This is a genomic window from Nitrobacter sp. Nb-311A, from assembly GCF_000152905.1.
Taxonomy (GTDB): domain Bacteria; phylum Pseudomonadota; class Alphaproteobacteria; order Rhizobiales; family Xanthobacteraceae; genus Nitrobacter.
On the sequence record NZ_CH672421.1, the window covers coordinates 147,790 to 167,814 of the forward strand.

20 protein-coding genes are annotated in these 20,025 nt (G+C 61.0%); 14 read left to right on the forward strand and 6 right to left on the reverse strand.

The features are described 5' to 3' along the window. The first annotated feature begins 49 nt into the window (after positions 1 to 49). Together NB311A_RS17745 and NB311A_RS17750 are read left to right on the forward strand one after the other, a co-directional pair. Positions 50 to 394, forward strand: coding sequence for a DUF1491 family protein (locus tag NB311A_RS17745; protein ID WP_009799989.1), 345 nt, complete (start codon positions 50 to 52; stop codon positions 392 to 394). Positions 395 to 517: 123 nt separating this feature from the next. Continuing rightward, a complete protein-coding gene (locus tag NB311A_RS17750) occupies positions 518 to 1,471 on the forward strand; it encodes a TIM44-like domain-containing protein (protein WP_040675931.1) in 954 nt (317 codons plus the stop codon). 127 nt (positions 1,472 to 1,598) lie between these two features. Here NB311A_RS17750 and NB311A_RS17755 read toward each other — a convergent pair whose 3' ends face one another. The 4 genes from NB311A_RS17755 to NB311A_RS17770 form a co-directional block, all read right to left on the reverse strand. Further along, complete coding sequence (locus NB311A_RS17755; RefSeq protein WP_040675849.1) at positions 1,599 to 1,958, reverse strand: GFA family protein; 360 nt, start codon at positions 1,956 to 1,958, stop codon at positions 1,599 to 1,601. 29 nt (positions 1,959 to 1,987) lie between these two features. Then, positions 1,988 to 2,680: an isoprenylcysteine carboxylmethyltransferase family protein gene (locus NB311A_RS17760; protein WP_009799992.1), complete on the reverse strand. Its 693-nt coding sequence runs from the start codon at positions 2,678 to 2,680 to the stop codon at positions 1,988 to 1,990. A 90-nt stretch (positions 2,681 to 2,770) separates the two neighbouring features. Then, positions 2,771 to 3,241 carry a hypothetical protein gene (locus tag NB311A_RS17765; protein WP_009799993.1) on the reverse strand — a complete coding sequence of 157 codons (471 nt, stop codon included), beginning with the start codon at positions 3,239 to 3,241 and terminating at the stop codon, positions 2,771 to 2,773. A 132-nt stretch (positions 3,242 to 3,373) separates the two neighbouring features. Next, entirely contained in the window at positions 3,374 to 4,306 is a 933-nt protein-coding gene (locus NB311A_RS17770) for a class I SAM-dependent methyltransferase (protein WP_009799994.1), read from the reverse strand. Between the two features lie 214 nt (positions 4,307 to 4,520). On the opposite strand from NB311A_RS17770, the gene NB311A_RS17775 reads away from it, so the two are divergent. From NB311A_RS17775 to NB311A_RS17815, 9 genes are all read left to right on the forward strand, one after another. Further along, positions 4,521 to 5,111: an SET domain-containing protein gene (locus NB311A_RS17775; protein WP_009799995.1), complete on the forward strand. Its 591-nt coding sequence runs from the start codon at positions 4,521 to 4,523 to the stop codon at positions 5,109 to 5,111. A 67-nt stretch (positions 5,112 to 5,178) separates the two neighbouring features. Further along, the gene (locus NB311A_RS17780; protein WP_009799996.1) at positions 5,179 to 5,433 is read left to right on the forward strand and encodes a hypothetical protein; all 255 of its coding nucleotides are present in this window, start codon (positions 5,179 to 5,181) and stop codon (positions 5,431 to 5,433) included. A 119-nt stretch (positions 5,434 to 5,552) separates the two neighbouring features. Further along, the gene (locus NB311A_RS17785) at positions 5,553 to 6,722 is read left to right on the forward strand and encodes an acetyl-CoA acetyltransferase (RefSeq protein WP_040675936.1); all 1,170 of its coding nucleotides are present in this window, start codon (positions 5,553 to 5,555) and stop codon (positions 6,720 to 6,722) included. A gap of 95 nt (positions 6,723 to 6,817) precedes the next feature. Beyond that, positions 6,818 to 8,296: a CoA-acylating methylmalonate-semialdehyde dehydrogenase gene (locus NB311A_RS17790; protein ID WP_009799998.1), complete on the forward strand. Its 1,479-nt coding sequence runs from the start codon at positions 6,818 to 6,820 to the stop codon at positions 8,294 to 8,296. Positions 8,297 to 8,312: 16 nt separating this feature from the next. Beyond that, positions 8,313 to 9,458 (forward strand): acyl-CoA dehydrogenase family protein, encoded by a 1,146-nt coding sequence (locus tag NB311A_RS17795; RefSeq protein WP_009799999.1) that lies wholly within the window; start codon positions 8,313 to 8,315, stop codon positions 9,456 to 9,458. Further along, a complete protein-coding gene (locus NB311A_RS17800; RefSeq protein ID WP_009800000.1) occupies positions 9,455 to 10,525 on the forward strand; it encodes an enoyl-CoA hydratase/isomerase family protein in 1,071 nt (356 codons plus the stop codon). The genes NB311A_RS17795 and NB311A_RS17800 overlap by 4 nt, the downstream gene beginning before the upstream one ends. 34 nt (positions 10,526 to 10,559) lie before the next feature. After that, the gene (mmsB, locus tag NB311A_RS17805; protein ID WP_009800001.1) at positions 10,560 to 11,456 is read left to right on the forward strand and encodes a 3-hydroxyisobutyrate dehydrogenase; all 897 of its coding nucleotides are present in this window, start codon (positions 10,560 to 10,562) and stop codon (positions 11,454 to 11,456) included. 79 nt (positions 11,457 to 11,535) lie between these two features. Then, positions 11,536 to 12,012, forward strand: coding sequence for a MaoC family dehydratase (locus tag NB311A_RS17810; RefSeq protein ID WP_009800002.1), 477 nt, complete (start codon positions 11,536 to 11,538; stop codon positions 12,010 to 12,012). A 28-nt stretch (positions 12,013 to 12,040) separates the two neighbouring features. Further along, positions 12,041 to 13,273, forward strand: coding sequence for a TIGR03862 family flavoprotein (locus NB311A_RS17815; RefSeq protein WP_009800003.1), 1,233 nt, complete (start codon positions 12,041 to 12,043; stop codon positions 13,271 to 13,273). Between the two features lie 8 nt (positions 13,274 to 13,281). Here NB311A_RS17815 and NB311A_RS17820 read toward each other — a convergent pair whose 3' ends face one another. Next, the gene (locus NB311A_RS17820; protein ID WP_009800004.1) at positions 13,282 to 15,093 is read right to left on the reverse strand and encodes an ABC-F family ATP-binding cassette domain-containing protein; all 1,812 of its coding nucleotides are present in this window, start codon (positions 15,091 to 15,093) and stop codon (positions 13,282 to 13,284) included. Between the two features lie 4 nt (positions 15,094 to 15,097). Continuing rightward, a complete protein-coding gene (locus tag NB311A_RS17825; protein ID WP_009800005.1) occupies positions 15,098 to 15,571 on the reverse strand; it encodes a YaiI/YqxD family protein in 474 nt (157 codons plus the stop codon). Positions 15,572 to 15,944: 373 nt separating this feature from the next. Here NB311A_RS17825 and NB311A_RS17830 point away from each other — a divergent pair, with 373 nt between their 5' ends. From NB311A_RS17830 to NB311A_RS17840, 3 genes are all read left to right on the forward strand, one after another. Next, positions 15,945 to 17,006, forward strand: a complete 1,062-nt coding sequence (locus NB311A_RS17830) for a Ppx/GppA phosphatase family protein (RefSeq protein WP_009800006.1) — start codon at positions 15,945 to 15,947, stop codon at positions 17,004 to 17,006. Positions 17,007 to 17,166: 160 nt separating this feature from the next. Next, complete coding sequence (locus tag NB311A_RS17835) at positions 17,167 to 17,538, forward strand: DUF2946 domain-containing protein (RefSeq protein WP_009800008.1); 372 nt, start codon at positions 17,167 to 17,169, stop codon at positions 17,536 to 17,538. 90 nt (positions 17,539 to 17,628) lie between these two features. Then, positions 17,629 to 20,013 carry a TonB-dependent receptor gene (locus tag NB311A_RS17840; RefSeq protein WP_009800009.1) on the forward strand — a complete coding sequence of 795 codons (2,385 nt, stop codon included), beginning with the start codon at positions 17,629 to 17,631 and terminating at the stop codon, positions 20,011 to 20,013. Positions 20,014 to 20,025 lie beyond the last annotated feature (12 nt).

Genomic DNA, 20,025 nt, shown 5'->3' on the forward strand with positions numbered 1-20,025 from the left:
GCACAAGCTGCACTGGTTTCGCTGTCCCGAAGCGCGTATCGTCATTCTCATGCGTCTGAAATCGAGCATTTGGGTTGCCGCCTATCTGCGCCGTTGCCAATGCGAGGGCGTATTCGGCGCGGTGCGCCGCCGTGGAGCGGATGAGGCGGGCGCCGTCTTCATCAAACTGGCGTTCCTCGACGGCAATGCGATGCTCTACGGCCCTGCGCCGCAGGCTGTATATGACGACAGCCGGCCGATTGAACGTGTGTTTGCTCCGTCTTCAGCCGAGCCTGTCGCCGAACAGGCGATCGAAGAGCGTCTTGCGAGAGAAGTTCGATTCGATCCGGATGCCTGGATCGTTGAAATCGAAGACAAAGCAGGGCGGCACTTTCTCGATCTGGCATCGAAATGACGAAATTACCAGATGTTCCCGCGACGGTGGGCCGCAGCTTTGTGACTCGATAAGACTTTTCTTTTGACCGGAGCCACCCATTTTATGGACACGGATTCTGCCGAAAGGAAAAAGGAACAACTCATGAAATTGGCTAAGCGGGCGTCCGGCATGATGAAGGCTTTCGCCCTCGTCCTGTCGTTGGCGCTTCCCTTGATGTTCGCAGCCTCGGTAGCGGACGCTCGCATCGGCGGAGGCAAGAGCTACGGATCGCGCGGCGCGCGTACCTTCTCTGCACCGCCGGTCACCAGCACCGCGCCGAACGCAGCGCGTCCGCTCGATCGGACCATGGCCCAGCCTGGCCGTCTCGCCGCCGGTGGCGCGGCGACTGGCCGCTTCAACAGACCGGGCATGGGTATGCTCGGCGGTCTGGCCGCCGGGTTCCTCGGCGCCGGACTGTTGGGCCTGCTGTTCGGCGGCGGCCTGTTCGGCGGTCTCGGAGGTCTGTCGTCCATCATCGGGCTGGTGCTTCAGATCGGCCTGATCTACCTTCTTGTCCGCTTCGCGATGTCATGGTGGCAGCGGCGCAATGCGCCAGCATATGCCGGGCCGACGCCTGGGCCAACGTCCGGGCCGGCAGCCGCTCAAACGAACGCCCGCAGCGGTCTCGGCTTCGGTTCGATGGCGAACGCCGCACCGTTGGAGATCACGCAGGAAGACTATGAGGCTTTTGAGCGCCTGCTCGGAGAAATCCAGACCGCGTGGTCGAACGAGGACGTCAATACTCTGCACGCGCTGGCGACGCCGGAAATGGTGTCGTACTTCACCGAGGATCTTCAGGCCAACGACGCCCGCGGCGTCGTCAACAAGGTATCGGACGTCAAGCTTCTGCAGGGAGATCTCGCTGAAGCCTGGCGCGAGGGCATGACCGATTATGCCACGGTGGCGCTGCGCTACTCGTTGATCGACAAGACTATCGAGCGCGCTGGCGGACGCATCGTCGAGGGCAGCGACCAGCCGCAGGAGGCGACCGACGTCTGGACGTTCGCGCGTCGCGGCGGAGGAAAATGGGAACTGTCGGCGATTCAGCAGACCTGACCGGTTAGGACGGTCATTCAAAAGCAGGCGCCGCGATAACCTCGCGGCGCTCTTTTTGTTTACGCGGGACAAAAAGAGTTGATTGCGCATTTTTCGTTCGAAAAGGTTATCGCAAAAGTGCAGCGTTTCAGAGGCTGCGGCCGTCGATCGGCGTCAATGCAATACGGGACAGATCAATACCGTCGATGCAACTCACATTGAGGGCGACCACTTCAGTCCCGTCCGGCTTTTTGCCGCGCGCAAATACTTCAACGCCGCAGTCGATGCAAAGCTGATGCCGGATCACATGCTTGTTGAATAGGTATTCCTTGAGATTGTCTTCGCCCGCCCTGAGTTGAAAATTTTGCGGCGCGAGAAATGTGATGTGCAGTCCCTTCTTGGTGCAGATCGAACAGTTGCACGCGGTCACCATCGCAAGATCCGTTGTGCACTCAAATCGCACCTGGCCGCAATGGCATCCGCCGGTATACGTTTGTATGTCGGGCATTTTGGCTCTCCGGCCCAGGAGCGATCAGACTACCAGATTCCGGGCAACAATCGGTACCGGACTTGTTCAGTGTACTCTCGATAGTCCGGCAAGCCAACGACCAGAGTTCTTTCCTCGATCACCGTACGCCCTGCGAACAGCCCGATGAATATCGGCATGATCGCGGCGCCCCACCATGATCCCAGCAGCAGCGACACCCCGAGGAAAAAGAAGATCGCCCCGCTATACATCGGATGCCTGATGAAGGCGTAGGGGCCCGTGCGGATCACGTGATGTCCGCGCTCGGCCTGTATCTTCACCACCGGCGCTGCGAATGTGTTCTCCCGCATGACCCAGAACGAAATAGCGAGCGACAGTATGAATAGCGCGAAGCCGAGGACCTGAAATCCGATGCTCATGCCGGACCACTGATAGCGTTGATCGAGGCCCATGACGATCAGCCAAATCATGCTGACCAGCCCCGTTGCCACGATGAAGACCTTGTCCGCCTGTGGCTGGTCCTTCTGGATCATTGGCCGCATGCGTTCGGCCAACAGCCCGGGATTGATCTGCACAAACCAAAATCCACCGATGATACCGAGAATACCGAGCGTCGCGAGAAACAGCCAGGCGGCAGGCCAGTGCAGGCTGCCTGCGGGGACGAACAGCAGCGCGCCCAATGAAAAGATCCACACCGTGTTCTGGGTCATCAACCGGCGGATCAGGTTGCGCTTTTCATCCATGCGTCCGAATTTTCCGCGTCTTCGCGGCAAACTTGCGGCAGAAGCGGAGTTTCGGTCCCTTTCCGGAGAAGGCCGGAAATCGTTGGTTCGTCACTCGTCGCGGCCGCGGGATACCGCAATGGCGGCGCTGGTCTTGGTGCGGGTGCAATGCATGTTCAGCCGCCGATAGCGCGTCTGTACGTCGTCGCCGTGTAACAGGCCCATGCGTTTAATGCATCGGGTAACGCCTCTCAGCGTATCGGCGATCGGGATCGTGAAAATAATGGCAGAGGCCCGTGCCACCAGATCGTAAAACTCAGGCTTCGGCTTGCGGCTGTCTGCGCCGGCGATCAGTTCGTTGGTGAACTTGCGGTTGGAGCAACCGAGGATCAACTGCGTGGTCGCGGGATGCGACAGGAAAATGGCGTTGGCCGCGGTCTTGCCGACATGCAAGCCGTCGATCTGACTTCTAAGTTGTGCGGCCAGATCGTCGCAGCGGTCAGCAAGGGCCGGTGAAGATGCAAGCATCGTTGCTGCGGCAAGATAAAAGCTGGCGGTGAGGCGGCGGCGCAGGCTTGTCATTCAACGATCTCCCGAGGGAAATAATCAAGCTGGTTCGGGTACGCGGACCGATTCACACGGGAGCCGGCAAATTTTCTCAGCGCCCGATGGCATATTCCTGACCGCCATGATGACCGCGAGGCAAGGCGCGGATCACGGCTCCAGCGTCACTCGCAGGCCATCATCGCTCTCGACGTGAACGTAACGCGGCGCGATCGGACGGCCCCGCCCGCTGGACACGGTGACGATGTCTTCCAGCGAGGCGGCGCGCGCATCTTCCTCTGGCCGGGACAGGATCAAATCAGCGTGAAACAAACCTTCGGATTCGAGGCCCGTTGAGTCGATCTGGGCGGCTGCAAGTGTTGCAAGGCTGTTCTCGAACTCCTCGGCATCGCGAAAACGACGCTGGACAAAAGTCACGCCGCCCAGTTTTTCCGTTACCATGCCCCGTTGCGCGAACGTCTTCTCAAGCGCGTCATAAGGAAACATTCGCAGCACGAAGGAAATGATCCATGGTTTCTTTTCGGTCGCATCGAGGAGCTTGCCGAATGTCTTTTCGGTAACATAGCCGATGCACCCCGTTGACAAGATCACGTCGACGGGGCGGATAATGCGTGCGTCTTCTGCGGAAAGCGACTGGCTCTCGAGATCGGCGACGATGCCCTGATCGAGAAGTCCGACTCGCGTCGCGTAGCGGACTGCTGGCGCCGACACATCGAGGCCGATAAACCGGGCGAGGCCAAAATCGGGCCAGCTCGCATAGAAATTGCGATCGAGCCGCGTCAGCTCTTCGGGAGAAACTGCTTTTATTTCGCGCCGGGCATAACGGTGCCGCAAGCCTCCGAAGGTCAGCGGAAAACGATGCACAGCGGCGTTGATGCCGTACGAGCAGCCGACATCGAGCACGACAGGTTTGGTTTCGGCGCTGGAAGCCTTGGCGGATAATATCTGGCGGATAACCGGCTCGGCTACATCGGTGATCATATAGTCGAGATCGCCCAGGATCGAGAAATACGATCGTGGATCGTCCTGAACGTAGATATCATCGAAGACCGCTTTGGCCTGATTGATCCGGGAGAATTCCACCTTTAACAATGCTTCGCACCTTTTTCGAGAGTTCAATTGTCGTTCGCGCCACTGACTTGCTTATCGCAGAAACCAGCGCGAAGATAAACCCATATGCGGTTGTGGAGGGGTCAACACGTATGGACGGAGAACCTGACAATTGCTGCGGAATCATGCAAAACCAATGCATCCACGAAGCCTGCCATCATCATTGAGCATTTCAGTTTAGCCCATCATGCCTGTCATCTCTCCGAACAAGCCTTATCGTATCGGCCGCTCTCGCACCGGGCTCGGCCTCTTCGCCACCAAACCAATCAAGAAGGGCACAAAGATCATCCGATATTCCGGGAGGATGCTCGATTGCACCAAGGAGAAGGACGACGCGGTCGAGAACAAGTATCTATTCCAGATCACCAGCCGCTGGACAATCGACGGCTCGATGCGTTCGAATGTCGCGCGCTATATCAATCATTCCTGCAAGCCGAATGCGGAGTCGGACGTCCGCAAGATCAAGCGGCGCGTTGATATCCGCGCCATCAAGGATATCGCGCCTGGTGAGGAGATCAACTACGACTACGGCACCGAATACTTTAAGGAGTACCTGAAGCCGATCGGATGCAAGTGCGATTCGTGTGAAAAAAAGCGCAAAAAGTTGCGTGCGGCGGCGCGCGAGGAAAAGAAGCGCTCACGGGCGAGGGCCGAAAAGCGCGCGGGCGCCGGAGGCGGTCGCAGAAAGCTGAACGGGCACAAGGCGCACTCTGGCGTTTCCAAGAAGTCTAAGGTGCTGTCGACAGCCAAGGGCCGAAGGTCAAAGAAACATTCTTGAAAACCGGCATTGACCTGCCGTTGTCCCTTCATCCGGTCGTTATGATCTTGCGTTGCAGTGGTCCGGTATGAATGCGGGTTTTCTTGTGCCGCCAAAGAGCGGACATGAAGTGCGCAGCCATATAAGTTACAGCGCGGCGGCAGCTGACCGCTCCGCCGAGTTGCTTCCGATTTGGTTCCACAAGATGCCGCTCTGTCTCGCCAGCCCTGCCGGGGAACGCATGATCAGCGACGCGCTGGGCAGCGGTGAAAAATCCGAGATCTCCCTGAACGCCGCGGCCCCCATGGACTATATCTCCCGGCATGAGACCAGGGCGGGTTGAGGAAGATGTGAGGCGGCTATCCGCTCGCAGCCTGCTCTGAACAGGTACTGATCACGTTCATGATTTTGGAATTCATCCGATCCAGGATCATGGTGATCCGGAACATGGGAGCAGGGACCATGACGGCCAACATTGTGGGGTGGGCGCATACGCCGTTCGGGAAGCTGGATGCCGAGACCGTCGAAAGCCTCGTGGTGAAGGTTGCAACCGACGCGTTAGCCGATGCCGGTGTTTCCGCCGGCGAAGTTGATGAGATCGTGCTCGGGCATTTCAATGCCGGCTTTTCACCACAGGATTTTACCGCGGCTCTCGTCCTGCAAGCCGATCCGCAACTCCGCTTTAAGCCGGCGACGCGGGTGGAGAATGCCTGCGCCACCGGATCGGCGGCGGTGCATCAGGGCGTCCGCGCGATCGCCTCCGGCGCGGCGAGGATCGTGCTTGTGGTCGGCGTCGAGCAGATGACGCGGACGCCAGGTCCGGAGATCGGCCGTAATCTGCTGCGCGCCTCTTATCTGCCTGAAGACGGCGATACCATCGGCGGCTTTGCCGGCATTTTCGGCAAGATCGCGCAAGCTTATTTCCAAAAATATGGCGATGCCTCGGATGCGCTGGCGATGATCGCCGCGAAGAATCACAAGAATGGCGTGGCTAATCCTTACGCGCAAATGCGCAAGGATTTCGGCTATGACTTCTGTCGCTCCGAGAGCGAGAGGAATCCGTTCGTGGCCGGGCCGTTGAAGCGCACTGACTGCTCGCTGGTGTCGGATGGCGCGGCTGCGCTGGTACTGATGGATGACGATACGGCCAGGTCGGCGCGCAAGGCGATCAGCATCATCGGGACCGGCCACGCGCAGGATTTCCTGCCGATGTCGAGGCGCAACATTCTGGAGTTCGAGGGCTGCACGGTGGCCTGGCAGCGGGCGCTGTCAAAGGCTGGTGTTGCGTTGTCGGATCTCTCTTTCGTCGAGACACACGATTGCTTCACCATTGCCGAACTGATCGAGTACGAGGCCATGGGTCTGACGCTCAAGGGGCAGGGGGCGCGCGCCATCAAGGAAGGCTGGACGCAGAAAGATGGCAGGTTGCCGATCAATCCGTCGGGCGGCTTGAAAGCCAAGGGTCATCCGATCGGCGCCACCGGAGTTTCCATGCATGTGATGAGCGCGATGCAACTCGCGGGTGAGGCGCCCGATGGTATGCAGATCAGGGCTGCCAGACTCGCTGGCATCTTCAACATGGGTGGCACGGCGGTTGCTAACTATGTTTCGATCCTTGAGCCGGTTCGATAGTTTCTAAAGTGTGCGTCGTGCAAGACGCACAGTGAATGAGAGTATGCGGGTCAGGATGTCATGACCGGACTCTTGCAGACGGGCCGGCAGGAAACATGCGCACCATCGGGCACTTTATCGGCGGCAAGAAGGTCAAGGGCGTATCGGGACGTTTCGCCGACGTGTATCAGCCGATGACAGGCGACGTGCAGGCGAGGGTCGCATTGGCATCGAAAGCTGAATTGCGCGAAGCTGTGGAGAACGCCAAGGCTGCGCAGCCGGTCTGGGCGGCGACCAATCCGCAGCGTCGCGTCCGCGTCCTGATCAAGTTTCTCGAACTGGTGGCGCGCGACAACGATGTGATGGCTGAACTTCTCGCCCGCGAACATGGCAAGACCATTCCCGACGCCAATGGCGACATCTTCCGTGGCGTGGAGGTCGTTGAATACGCCATCGGCATTCCCGAACTGATGAAAGGCAGCTTCACCGAGAACGCCGGTCCCGGCGTCGACAGCTATTCGATGCGTCAGCCGCTCGGCGTCGTCGCCGGAATTACGCCGTTCAACTTTCCCGCGATGATTCCGATGTGGAAGTTCGCGCCGGCTATTGCCTGCGGCAATGCCTTCATTTTGAAGCCTTCCGAGCGCGATCCCGGTGTGCTGATGCGGCTGGCCGAACTTATGTTCGAGGCCGGTTTGCCACCCGGCATTCTCAATGTCGTCAACGGGGACAAGGAGGCGGTCGACGCCATTCTTGACGATCCCGACATCGCGGCAGTCGGCTTTGTCGGCTCCTCGTCGGTCGCGCATTACATTTATTCACGTGCCGCCGCGACCGGCAAACGATGCCAATGCTTCGGCGGCGCCAAGAATCACATGATCATCATGCCCGACGCCGACATGGATCAGTCGGTGGATGCGCTGGTCGGGGCGGGCTATGGCGCAGCCGGCGAGCGCTGCATGGCGGTATCGGTCGCGGTGCCCGTCGGCAAAACAGCCGGCGAGCGGCTCATGGAGAGGTTGATCCCGCGCGTGGAGAATCTGAAGATCGGACCGTCCACCGATGCGTCCGCTGTCACCAAGGCGGCGCTGGAGCGTGTCAGGGATTATGTCGAGATTGGCGTCAAGGAAGGCGCCACGCTGGCGGTCGACGGCCGCGGGTTCAAAATGCAAGGCTACGAGAACGGATTCTACATGGGCGCCTGTCTGTTCGACAACGTCACCAGGGACATGCGGATTTACAAGGAAGAGATTTTTGGTCCCGTGCTCTCGGTGGTGCGCGCCGCGGATTTCGACGAAGCGGTGGCGCTGCCCTCGGAGCACGAATACGGGAACGGCGTCGCGATTTTCACCCGCGATGGCGACGCCGCGCGCGAATTCGCCTCGCGCGTCCAGGTGGGGATGGTCGGCGTCAATGTGCCGATTCCGGTGCCGGTGGCCTACTACACCTTCGGCGGCTGGAAACGTTCGGCCTTTGGCGACCTTAATCAGTACGGTCCGGATTCAGTTCGGTTTTACACCAGAACCAAGACCGTCACCTCGCGCTGGCCCTCCGGCGTCAAGGAAGGAGCGCAGTTCGCGTTCCACAGCAAGTGATCGGCAGGGATCGCGTATGCAGTTCGCGCTCACTGAGGATCAGATCGCTGTCCGCGACATGGCGCGCGACTTCGCCGCCAAGAAGATCGCGCCGTTCGCGCTCAAATGGGATGAAGAGAAGCACTTTCCCGTCGAGGTGATGCGGGAAGCGGCGGCGCTTGGTATCGGCGGCATCCATATTCGCGATGATGTCGGCGGTTCGGCCTTGAGCCGGCTCGACGGGACGCTGATCTTCGAGGCGCTGGCGCAGGGTTGTCCCACCGTATCGTCGTTCATCTCGATCCACAACATGGCGTCGTGGATGATCGATGCCTACGGTTCGGATGAGCAGCGGCGCAAATGGCTGCCGAAACTGTGCACGATGGAGTTGCTCGCGAGCTATTGTCTGACTGAGCCCGGCGCGGGATCGGATGCTGCGGCATTGCGGACCCGCGCGGCGCGCGATGGGGATCACTACGTTGTCGACGGACAGAAGCAGTTCATATCGGGCGCCGGTGCGAGCGACATCTATGTCGTTATGGTGCGCACTGGAGACGACGGTCCGGATGGCGTTTCGACACTCGTGGTCGAGCGTGAGACGCCCGGCCTCTCATTCGGCGTCAGCGAGCGCAAGATGGGATGGAATGCCCAACCCACCCGCGCCGTGATTTTCGAGAACGCACGGGTGCCGGTCGCCAATCGCCTCGGCGCGGACGGCCTCGGCTTCAGGATCGCGATGGCCGGACTCGACGGCGGACGGCTGAACATCGCCGCCTGTTCGCTCGGCGGCGCGCAAGCGGCGCTAGACAAGGCGCTCGGTTATATGAAGGAGCGCAAGGCGTTCGGCAAGCGGCTCGACGAATTTCAGGCTCTGCGGTTCAAGGTCGCCGACATGGCGACCGAGTTGGAATCGGCGCGAACTTTTCTATGGCGCGCGGCTTCCGCGCTGGACCGGAAGGATGCCGACGCCACCATGCTGTGCGCGATGGTAAAACGGCTTGCCACGGATGTCGGCTTCGAGGTCGCCAATCAGGCGCTGCAACTCCACGGCGGTTACGGCTATCTCAGCGAGTACGGTATCGAGAAGATCGTGCGCGATCTGCGCGTCCATCAAATTCTTGAGGGGACTAATGAGATCATGCGCGTGATCGTGGCGCGCAAGCTGATCGAGGGGGCACGATGAACGTTGCTGCGCACGAGCCGGATCTGATCGCACGGCGCGAGGGGAGCGCGGGCATCGTTCGCCTCAATCGTCCGAAGGCGATCAATGCCGTCACTCTGGACATGTTCCGCGGAATCCACAGGGCGCTGGACCAGTTCGAAGCGGACCCCGCGGTCGGTCTGATCCTGCTTGAGGGCGCCGGCGAGCGCGGCCTGTGCGCGGGAGGCGATATTCGCTCACTTTGGGAGAGTGCGAATGCCGGGGGTGACCTCGGCAAGGTGATGTGGCGCGAGGAATACACCCTCAACGCGCGGATCGCGAAATTTCCAAAGCCCTATGTCGCCTTCATGGACGGCATCGTGATGGGCGGCGGCGTCGGCTTGTCGGCGCACGGCGCGCACCGCGTCGTCACCGAGAGAACCAGGCTCGCAATGCCGGAGGCCGGTCTCGGCTTCTTTCCGGATGTCGGAGGCACCTGGCTGTTGTCACATGCGCCTGGCGAGATCGGGACCTGCTTCGGGCTGACCGGCCAGAATATGAACGGAGCGGATGCGATCTACGCAGGCTTCGCCGATGTGATTGTACCGTCGCGAAAACTCGCCGTGTTGCGCGAGGCGCTGATCGATCTCGGCGCTCGCGCGGATTCAGCCCGCGTGAGAGCCGTGATCGCGGGCTTTGCGAACGGCGACGCGGATAGTTCTGTCGCGGCAATCCGCCCGCGGATCGATGCATGGTTCGCACATGGCCGAATGGACGATATCCTGACGGCCCTGCAACGGGACGGGTCCGAACTCGCGCGCTCAATTCTCAAGATACTGAACGAGAAATCGCCACGCGGTCTTGTCGTAACGTTAAAGCTGCTGCGGCTTGCACGCGCCTCGGCCACGCTGGAAGAATGTCTGGCGCGGGAATATCGTGCCGCGCTTGCTGTCTTTGCCAGCGACGATTTTCGCGAAGGCGTTCGCGCCGCGATCATCGACAAGGATCGCAATCCAAAATGGTCGCCGTCAGCGATCGAGGATGTTACGCCGGAGATAATTGCGCCGTACTTTGCGAATGCCGGCGCGGACGAACTCGTGTTCAAGTAGATATAAGAAGATATAACCTCGACTGGAGGTCCGCATGGCGGCAATTGCGTTCATCGGTCTCGGCAACATGGGTGGCCCCATGGCGGCCAATCTCGTCAAAGCCGACCACAGGGTGGTCGGTTTCGACCTCGTTCCGGAGTCGAGGGATGCGGCCAAAACGAATGGCGTGACGATCGCCGGCAGCGCAAGGGCCGCGGTGACCAATGCGGACGTCATCATCACCATGCTGCCGGCCGGCCGGCACGTGGTGTCGGTCTGGACCGATGTCATGCCCGCGGCCACGAGAGGCGCGTTGATGATCGACTGTTCGACCATCGATGTCGAAAGCGCCCGGCGGGCTCATATGCTGGCGGCGAGGGCTTCCCTGCATTCGGTCGATGCGCCGGTCTCGGGAGGCGTCGTGGGCGCCAGGGACGCGACGCTGACTTTCATGGCCGGCGGGGAAGTTGAGTCCTTCGAGGCGGCGAAGCCGTTTCTTGAAGCGATGGGCAAGAAGATCATCCATTGCGGCCGTGATGGAACGGGCCAGGCCGCCAAAATCTGCAACAACATGATCCTGGGCGTTTCGATGATCGCGGTGGGCGAAGCCTTCGTGCTGGCGGAAAAGCTCGGCCTGTCGCATCAGGCGCTGTTCGATGCCGCATCAAATGCGTCGGGCCAGTGCTGGTCGCTCACCAGCTACTGTCCCGTGCCGGGGCCGGTTCCGACCTCGCCCGCGAATAGCGGCTACAAGCCGGGTTTCGTCTCGGCGCTGATGCTCAAGGACCTGACGCTTGCGCAGGAGGCGGCGAAATCCAGTGGCGCGGTGACGCCGCTCGGACAGCACGCACAGGATATCTACAAGGCGTTCGACGCGGCTGGAAACGGCGGCGTCGATTTTTCTGGAATCATCCAGCACATCCGCGCCCTTGCGGAAGACAGGGGCGGTTGATGAAGAGGTTTGCAGAAGGTTGCGAGGTTGATGATCGGGAGCTTCAGGCGCTCAAGTCAAAGTTAAGGAGGCGTGAGTCGTGAACGAGGTCTGGAAGCAACGACCGGTCTCGCTCGAAGCCTACAGGCAAATGATCGGTCAGGAGATCGGCGTTTCCTCCTGGCGCCTGATCGACCAGAAGCGGATCGATCTCTATGCCGACGTGATCGAAGACCATCAGTTCATTCACATCGATCCCGAGCGGGCCAGGAAAACAGCTTTCGGCACTACCGTCGCGCATGGATTCCTGACCATGTCGCTGCTCAGCGTCATGTCGCATGAGGTGATTCCGCCGGTCGTCGGTGTCACCATGCGGGTGAATTACGGCTTCGACCGGCTCCGCTTCATATCGCCGGTCAAATCCGGATCGCGCGTCAGGGGCCGCTTCACGCTCACCGAGGCGACGCTTCGAAAGCCCGGCGAACTGCTGTCGCGTTCTGCCGTCAGCGTCGAGATCGAGGGCGAGACGCGGCTGGCGCTCGCCGCCGACTGGCTTGCCCTTTTGTACTTTTCCTGACGGCTGCTCTTGATCCTGTGCCGCTTGCATGCGTGACGTCCTCCACATCCGGGCCGCGGTTCTCGGCGCTGGTCCCGCCGGCCTGATGGCCGCGGAAGTTCTCGCGCGCGGGGGCGTGCGCGTGATCGTGTTCGATGCCATGCCGTCGGCGGGCCGCAAGTTTCTGATGGCGGGTCGCGGCGGCCTCAATCTGACGCACAGCGAACCGTTGCCGCAATTTCTCGCGCGCTACGGCGGGGCCGCGTCGCATTTGCAGCCGGCGATCGATAGCTTCACACCAGAGGCGCTGAGAAAGTGGGCCCACGATCTCGATCAGCCGACTTTCGTGGGATCGAGCGGCCGCGTGTTTCCGAAAGCGCTCAAGGCGTCTCCGCTGTTGCGTGCATGGCTTAAGCGGCTTGATTCTCATGGCGTGACGCTGGCGCTGCGGCATCGCTGGATTGGCTGGGACCACGACGGCCGCCTTAGGTTTCAGACGCCTGACGGCGAGCGCATGGTGGTAGCAGATGCGACGATCATGGCGCTTGGCGGTGCGAGTTGGCCGCGACTTGGCTCCGATGGTGCGTGGGTGGAACAGCTTGCGTCCAGAGGGATCGCCACTTCGCCGCTGCGACCGGCAAACTGCGCGTTCACCGTGGCATGGAGCGCCACCTTCCGTGATCGCTTCGAAGGCCAGCCTTTGAAGAACGTCGCCCTGTCGTTCGGTCCACGCACAGTGCGCGGGGAGGCGCTCATCACGCGTGACGGTATCGAGGGTGGAGGGATCTATGCCCTCTCGGCGGTGCTGCGCGAGCACATCAACGCTGCGGGGAACGCCATTCTGCACGTCGACCTCCGACCTGATGTGCCGACGGATCGACTCGCTGCGCGGTTGAATGCGCCGCGCGGAAAACAATCCGTCTGCAACTGGATACGCAAGGTGGGCGGTCTATCCCCTGTCGCAATCGGGCTGTTGCAGGAAGCTGCGATAGCTTCCGGACAGCAGCCTGGAATGATGCCGCCGCCAGCGCTTGCTGGGTTTATCAAGTCGATCCCGGTCACGCTGACTGGCATCGCGCCGATCGCGCGGGCGATTTCTACTGCCGGTGGAGTTGCCTTCAGCGCGCTTGATGAGGACTACATGATCCGGCGGTTGCCGGGCGTGTTCGCCGCCGGGGAAATGCTGGACTGGGAAGCGCCGACCGGCGGCTATCTGCTGCAGGCCTCGTTCGCCACCGGTGCGGCGGCCGGGCGAGGCGCGCTGAAATGGCTGCGGCGTTAGTCCGGCTCTCAGGCTTGCTCGATCTCTTCGCGGAGCATTTCCAGTTCCAACCAGCGATCCTCGGCCTGCTGCAACTCCTCTTGCGCTTTGGTCAAAGCAAGCGAGATCTTGTCGAAGCTCGCGCGATCCTTCGCATAGAGGTCCGGATCGTCAAGATGCCGCTGTTGCTTTGCAATTTCGGCGTGAAGCTTTTCGATTGATTTCGGCAGTGTCTCCAGCGCGTGTTTCTCGTTGAAACTGAGCCGCCGCTTGCCGGGAGCGGGTGCAGGCGTGTTCTTCGCAGAACGGTTTGCCTCAGGTGCGGGTGCTGATTTTGGCGTCCCGCGCTTCAGGTCTGCGCCGCGCTGCGCCAGCATGTCGGTATAGCCGCCGGCATATTCGACCCAACGGCCATTGCCTTCGGGAACGATCACTGAGGTCACGACGCGATCGAGAAAGTCACGGTCATGGCTGATCAGGATCACGGTGCCCTCGTAGTCGCCGAGCATCTCCTCCAGCACGTCGAGCGTTTCCAGGTCGAGGTCGTTGGTCGGTTCGTCCAGCACCAACAGGTTGGACGGTTTTGCCAGCGCGCGCGCCAGCATCAGACGTCCGCGCTCGCCGCCGGACAACGCCTCAAGCGGCGTGCGCATCTGCTCCTGCGCGAACAGAAAATCCTTCATGTAGCTGACGACGTGCTTGGGCTTTCCGCCAACCATGACGTGGTCGCTGCGTCCACCGGTCAGTGCTTCCGTCAGCGTCGATTTCGGATCGAGGCTTTCACGGTGCTGGTCGAGCGTCGCCATTTCGAGATTGGCGCCAAGCCGGACGGTGCCGCTGTCGGGTGTATCGGCTCCCGTGAGCATGTTGATCAGCGTGGTCTTGCCCGCGCCGTTAGGGCCGACAATGCCGATGCGGTCGCCGCGCTGGATGCGAATTGAAAACTCGTCGACGATCGTTCGCTCATAGGACTTCCCGATGCGCTTTGCCTCGATGACGAGCTTGCCCGATTTGTCGGCCTCGGCTGCGGCCAGGTTGGCGCTGCCGGCGGTGCCGCGATAATCGCGGCGTTGCCGGCGCAATTCATGAAGACCGGCGAGCCGCTTGACGTTGCGCTTGCGCCGGCCCGAGACCCCGTAACGCAGCCAGTGTTCCTCTGCGACGATCTTGCGATCGAGCTTGTGCTGGTCGCGCTCCTCTTCCGCCAGCACCTCGTCGCGCCATTCCTCGAATTTCGCGAAGCCCCGGTCGATCTGACGGACCCGGCCGCGATCGAGCCATGCGGTGCTGCGGGAGAGGTTGGCCAGGAAGCGCCGGTCATGGCTGATGAGAACCAGCGCGCCGCGCCCCCCGCCGAGTTCACTTTCCAGCCATTCGATGGTGGTGAGATCGAGATGGTTGGTCGGCTCGTCCAGCAGCAGGATGTCGGGCGAGGGCGCCAGCACGCGCGCCAGCGCCGCGCGCCGGCCTTCGCCGCCGGAGAGGTGCGCGGGGTCCTCCTCGCCGGTGAGGCCGAGCCGTTCGACCAGATAGCGTGCCTGATAGGGATCGTCGCCGGGACCCAGCCCGGCTTCGACGTAGGCGAGGGTGGTCTCGAAGCCCGAGAAATCCGGCTCCTGCGGCAGATAGCGGACGGTAACGCCGGGTTGCACGAATCGGCTGCCGCCATCAGGCATCGTGAGACCTGCCGCGATCTTCAGGAGCGTGGACTTGCCGGAGCCGTTGCGGCCGACCAGACAGAGCCGCTCGGATTCAGATACCGTGAGTTCGACGCCGGACAGCAGCGGCGTACCGCCAAATGTCAGCGTGATATCTTTCAGCTGGATCAGCGGCGGCGCCATCGTCTCAGCCCTGCTGTGTAGCGCGGGCGCGCTGGATACGGCGGATGACCCTGTCGAGTTCAGACAGGAATGCAGAGCGGTCGCGTGGCTGGAACGAGCGTGGGCCGCCCGTCACTTCGCCGCTCGCGCGCAGGTCGGTCATCAGGTTGCGGACCGCGAGCGTCATCCCGATCGACTGCTCCGTGAACGGCTTTCCATTCGGTGCGATCACGCTCGCGCCTGCCTTGACGCAACGGCTCGCCAGCGGAATGTCGGCGGTGATGACGATATCCGTCTTGCCGGCGCGTTCGGCGATCCAGTCATCGGCAGCATCCATGCCGGGCCCGGCTGCAATTCGCTCGATCAATTGGTCTTCGGGTATACGAATATACGTACCTGCGACCACGATGACAGGTACGCAGTGACGTATCGCGACGCGATAAATCTCGTCCTTCACCGGGCACGCATCGGCGTCAACGTAGATGCGAATGGAGGTCAATGGCGGATCGTCGGTTGCGCGAACATCATGGCAACGCGTGTTACTCCATGTGAAGAAGGATTGCGAGCGGCCAAAGTCTCCGACTGTGGCGTACGAGAGGGCATTCGGCTGTCAAGTCGGTGACTACGCAAATCCGGATCGTGTCTTCATGGCCAGCTTGCGAAAACCGATTTTGCGGCGCAGTACATGCACGAGAATGTTACCAGGAGTGCGCCCGGTTTTTGATGTTTTCCAATTTATTCCGAGCCCAAATTGCCCGAGTACTCGAAAGACTACGACTTACGGCGATGGAAGCGGTTGCGCTGGCGATCCGCGCTGCTAAACTTCCATGAAAAACAGCATTGTCTCGTAGGTGCCGCGGAAAGACGGATTTATGGATGATGACATCGAGCGTTGCGTTGATGCCGGATCGCGCGACAGCTTGCGGGGACTGGAAGCCGCGATGACCGCGGCGAGTGCTATTCGCCCTTCGCCGAGTGCCGACGCCGGCGTTTATGCTGCCCTCGATCTAGGCACCAACAACTGCCGGTTGCTGATCGCTTCTCCGACAAGCGGCGGCTTTCGCGTGATCGATTCATTTTCGCGGATTGTCCGGCTGGGCGAAGGCATCTCATCGACCGGGTGTATCAGCGAGGCGGCGATCGAACGGACTATCGCGGCCCTCGTCATATGCCGCGACAAAATCCGCGTCAGGAAAGCAGGCCGTCTGCGGCTGATTGCGACCGAGGCGTGCAGGGCGGCGTCGAACGCGGAGAATTTTCGCAGTCGTGTTGCCGCTGCCGCGGGCATCCAGCTTGAGGTGATCGATCGGGAGACGGAAGCCGCACTTGCGGTGATCGGCTGCTCGCCGCTGGTTCATCCGAAAGCGAGCGGCGCGATCCTGTTCGACATCGGCGGCGGCTCGACGGAGCTCGTTCGGATAGAACGCGGTCGCGAGGGCGACCTGCGCACCATGGCATGGATGTCGATTCCGGTTGGTGTCGTAACGCTGGCTGAGCGTTTTGGCGGGCACGACATAACGCCGGAATCTTACGCGGCGATGGTGAAAGAGGTCACCGGCCATATTGCAGCGTTCGCAGCCGCCCACGGCCGTGATCTCTATGGAATGCACCTTCTCGGCACTTCGGGCACGGTGACCACGCTTGGCGGTCTCCATCTCGGCCTGGCGCGCTACGATCGCCGCAAGGTTGACGGCATATGGATGAACGACATCGAGGTTACCCAGGTGATCGCGCGGCTCTGCGGCATGGATTATCAAAAGCGGGCTGCAAACGGCTGTATCGGAATTGAGCGTGCCGATCTGGTTCTGGCAGGCTGCTCCATCCTGGACGCCATTCGGCGAGCCTTTCCCTTGCCGCGTCTGCGGGTCGCCGATCGCGGTCTGCGGGAAGGTATGCTGGTCGAAATGATGCGCGAGGATGGCGCGCTCAATTGAGCTGATGCTCAAAAGGATGATGCCGCCAGATTGGCGGCTTGATCCGGCGTTTCATCCCGAGTGGCGGCAACCGACCTGAATTTGATCGGCCGAAGCCGAGAGTGTCGTCTAGACACCGGAATCCGGGCATGGTAGCTCCCGGCGCGAAAGGCTGGGGATCATGCGCCGGCGGCTGGGAAGATTTCTTCCGATCGTCATGCTTGCAATGCTGGTGCAGATATTTGCGCCCATTGCCGCGTGCCTGGCGTTCAGCACGACTCCGGCCGATCCGCTGGCGGGCGCGATATGTTCGCACGCCCCGGATGCGAGTTCCCCGCAACACCGGGAGACCGATCCGCAGCAAACTCATCGCGCCTGCTGTGTGTTGTGTTGCGTCGTCCATGCCGCGACCCCGCCGCCCGACCCGCTGGCGGTTGCTGTCAGCATCGCGCGTGACCCAACCAACGTCGTCTGGCGCGGCCTGGCCTTCGGTCTACCGCCATTCGCGATCGACTCCCACGCGCAGGCGCGTGCTCCTCCCGCCATTTCCTGATTCGGCAAATCCGCATGATCGCCGCGACTGCGCGGTGATCCGATCTGTTTGATTAAATGCTCTGGGCGATGGCCCGCATCGGAATATCCCATGTTTTACCCTCGTATCTTTTCGAGCGCCAGCGTGCTCGCATTGCATGCGGCGTTATTCGCAGCTTGCAGCGATGCTGCCGCTCAGACTGCCGCCCAGACATTGCCGGGCATTACGGTCGAAGCGCCGCGCCGTGCCCAAGCCAGTCCGCTCAGAAAACGATCGGTCGCTCACCGCGGCGCTCCGAGATCATCTCCCCGCCAACAGCCGGCCGTGGCAGCAAGGCCGTCGCCAGTCTCTACAGAGACGCAACTTGCGATCCTCCATCAGGCGCCGAGCGGACAGCCCCAGACCACCATCGGCCGGGATCAATTCGCCAACAGGCCGTCATTTTCCGTGGCCGACGTGTTGCGTGACAGTCCGGGCATCTCCATCAAACAGGGGAACGGCCCCAGGGATTTCGGTATCTCGATTCGCGGGTCGAACGCGCGCAACGGCTTTGCCATTCGCAACCTGGTGATTTTTGACGACGGCTTCCCCGTCACCCAGCCTGACGGACTGTCCCGCAGCGACCTGATCGATCCTCGCGCCTACGGGGCCATCGACGTCATTCGGGGGCCGTCGTCCGCGCTTTACGGCAATTACGCGACCGGCGGGGCGCTGAACTTCAGAACCCGTCGCGGCGCTGAAATCAACGGCTTCGAGTACGGCGTCGATGCCGGGAGCTACGGGTATCTCAATAACTATCTGACGGCTGGCAAGAAGGTTGGAAACTTCGAGGGCTCGCTGTTCGCAAGTTCAGCGCGCAGCGACGGCTTTCTTGGCAACAGTTGGTTCAACACCCAGACCGTGAACTTCCTCGGGACGCTACAGGCGACGCCGGATGATCGTTTCACGTTCAAGCTGATCAACAACATGCTGGATACGCGCCTTCCGATCCGGTCTTCGCTCAATCAATTCTACATCAACCCCTTTCAGCGGGGCTGTGAAACGGCCGCAACGGCCGCTCCGGGCTGCGGCACGATCACGTTGTTCAACAACGGTTTCAACACAGCCGCCGGGACCAGCCTCCAAACGGCGGAGCAGGCCAGGCTCGGCCGCACGGACCGCCGGACGATCGTCGGCGGACGTTGGGAGCATGATTTCGATAATCAGACCACCTGGCGCAACCAGTTCGTGTTCGACGATCGCAATATCAACCAGCCGACCGGCACCACGAGCTCGGTCGGCGATTATCCGTCCTATAATTTCATGAGCGACGTCGTCAGACGAAGCCAGATTCTGGGCATGGACGCCACCAGCTACCTTGGCGCGTTCTACAACACCCTGAGCTGGTCGGGTGACACGTACAATGTGGCGCCTGGAGGAGCGCGGGGCCGGCTCCAGTCAAATGTCACCGGCCAACACACCAACTACGGTGTCCGGGCGCGCGAAGAACTGCGGCTCACCGACTCATGGACCGCTATCGCTGGTATTGGTTGGGAGGCAACGCATTTAAAGGGCATCAACACGGCTTACACTTATACGGGACCGACGGGGATCACGACCACCACGGTCAGAAGCGCGGATCGCCAGTTCCAGAACACCGCGCCGGAATTCGCGCTGCAATACCGGGCGGACAAGGACTGGCTTTTGCGTGCGCGGGTCGCGACCGGCTACGGAACGCCGCAGGTCGGCAATCTGTTCGTGCTGCCAAACGGTCAGAACGGCAACAACACGCAGCTCAATCCCCAAAGGAATCTTGGCTACGATCTCGGCTTTGACTGGACGCCGGATCCCACGCTCAGGGTAAGCGCGACAGGCTTTTACGAATTTTTCCGCGACGAATTGGTCACGCAGGCAACACCGCTCGGCGCGCCCAATTCAAGCTATACGTTTAATGCCCCCAAATCCGAGCACCGGGGCTTTGAAGTTTTGGCGCAATGGCGTTTCCTGCCAAGTTGGCGAGTGACCGCTGCCTATACCTATCTCGACCAGATCTACACAAGCTACACCGAGAATATCAACAATGGAGCCGCTTTCAGCTTCAATCGGGCAGGCAACAAAATTCCCGGTATTTCCCCGAACGAACTGACGGCGCGGCTTTCCTATGACCAACTCTCGGGCACCCTGAAAGGCGTCGGCGCGTTCGTCGAGTTTCAGTGGAGGGACGCCTTCTATATGGACAACGCTAATCTCCTGAAAGCGCCCGGCTATGAACTCATCAATCTGAATCTGCACTACGACAGGCCACTGCAATCGGAATATCTCAAGTCGCTTCATCTCTATTTCGAAGTGCGGAACGTCTTCGATAAGACATATATCGCATCCGCCAACAACATCGCGAATACGGTCACCGGCGCGGGCCTTCAAAACCCCGCGAGCGTCTTGGCTAACACCGGCCGCTCCATCTATGCAGGATCGCCGCGCATGTTCATCGCTGGAATGAGATTCGCGTTTCGATAGCAAAGGTGGCCT

Excerpts from the sequence above, each read along its gene's own strand:
- NB311A_RS17840 (WP_009800009.1), top strand. The coding sequence starts at position 17,629 with ATGTTTTACCCTCGTATCTTTTCGAGCGCCAGCGTGCTCGCATTGCAT.
- NB311A_RS17815 (WP_009800003.1), top strand. The coding sequence starts at position 12,041 with ATGCGTGACGTCCTCCACATCCGGGCCGCGGTTCTCGGCGCTGGTCCC.
- NB311A_RS17780 (WP_009799996.1), top strand. The coding sequence starts at position 5,179 with ATGAATGCGGGTTTTCTTGTGCCGCCAAAGAGCGGACATGAAGTGCGC.
- NB311A_RS17760 (WP_009799992.1), bottom strand. The coding sequence starts at position 2,680 with ATGGATGAAAAGCGCAACCTGATCCGCCGGTTGATGACCCAGAACACG.
- NB311A_RS17835 (WP_009800008.1), top strand. The coding sequence starts at position 17,167 with ATGCGCCGGCGGCTGGGAAGATTTCTTCCGATCGTCATGCTTGCAATG.
- NB311A_RS17795 (WP_009799999.1), top strand. The coding sequence starts at position 8,313 with ATGCAGTTCGCGCTCACTGAGGATCAGATCGCTGTCCGCGACATGGCG.
- NB311A_RS17830 (WP_009800006.1), top strand. The coding sequence starts at position 15,945 with ATGGATGATGACATCGAGCGTTGCGTTGATGCCGGATCGCGCGACAGC.
- NB311A_RS17755 (WP_040675849.1), bottom strand. The coding sequence starts at position 1,958 with ATGCCCGACATACAAACGTATACCGGCGGATGCCATTGCGGCCAGGTG.
- NB311A_RS17765 (WP_009799993.1), bottom strand. The coding sequence starts at position 3,241 with ATGACAAGCCTGCGCCGCCGCCTCACCGCCAGCTTTTATCTTGCCGCA.
- NB311A_RS17745 (WP_009799989.1), top strand. The coding sequence starts at position 50 with ATGCGTCTGAAATCGAGCATTTGGGTTGCCGCCTATCTGCGCCGTTGC.
- mmsB (WP_009800001.1), top strand. The coding sequence starts at position 10,560 with ATGGCGGCAATTGCGTTCATCGGTCTCGGCAACATGGGTGGCCCCATG.
- NB311A_RS17800 (WP_009800000.1), top strand. The coding sequence starts at position 9,455 with ATGAACGTTGCTGCGCACGAGCCGGATCTGATCGCACGGCGCGAGGGG.
- NB311A_RS17790 (WP_009799998.1), top strand. The coding sequence starts at position 6,818 with ATGCGCACCATCGGGCACTTTATCGGCGGCAAGAAGGTCAAGGGCGTA.
- NB311A_RS17750 (WP_040675931.1), top strand. The coding sequence starts at position 518 with ATGAAATTGGCTAAGCGGGCGTCCGGCATGATGAAGGCTTTCGCCCTC.
- NB311A_RS17820 (WP_009800004.1), bottom strand. The coding sequence starts at position 15,093 with ATGGCGCCGCCGCTGATCCAGCTGAAAGATATCACGCTGACATTTGGC.
- NB311A_RS17775 (WP_009799995.1), top strand. The coding sequence starts at position 4,521 with ATGCCTGTCATCTCTCCGAACAAGCCTTATCGTATCGGCCGCTCTCGC.
- NB311A_RS17785 (WP_040675936.1), top strand. The coding sequence starts at position 5,553 with ATGACGGCCAACATTGTGGGGTGGGCGCATACGCCGTTCGGGAAGCTG.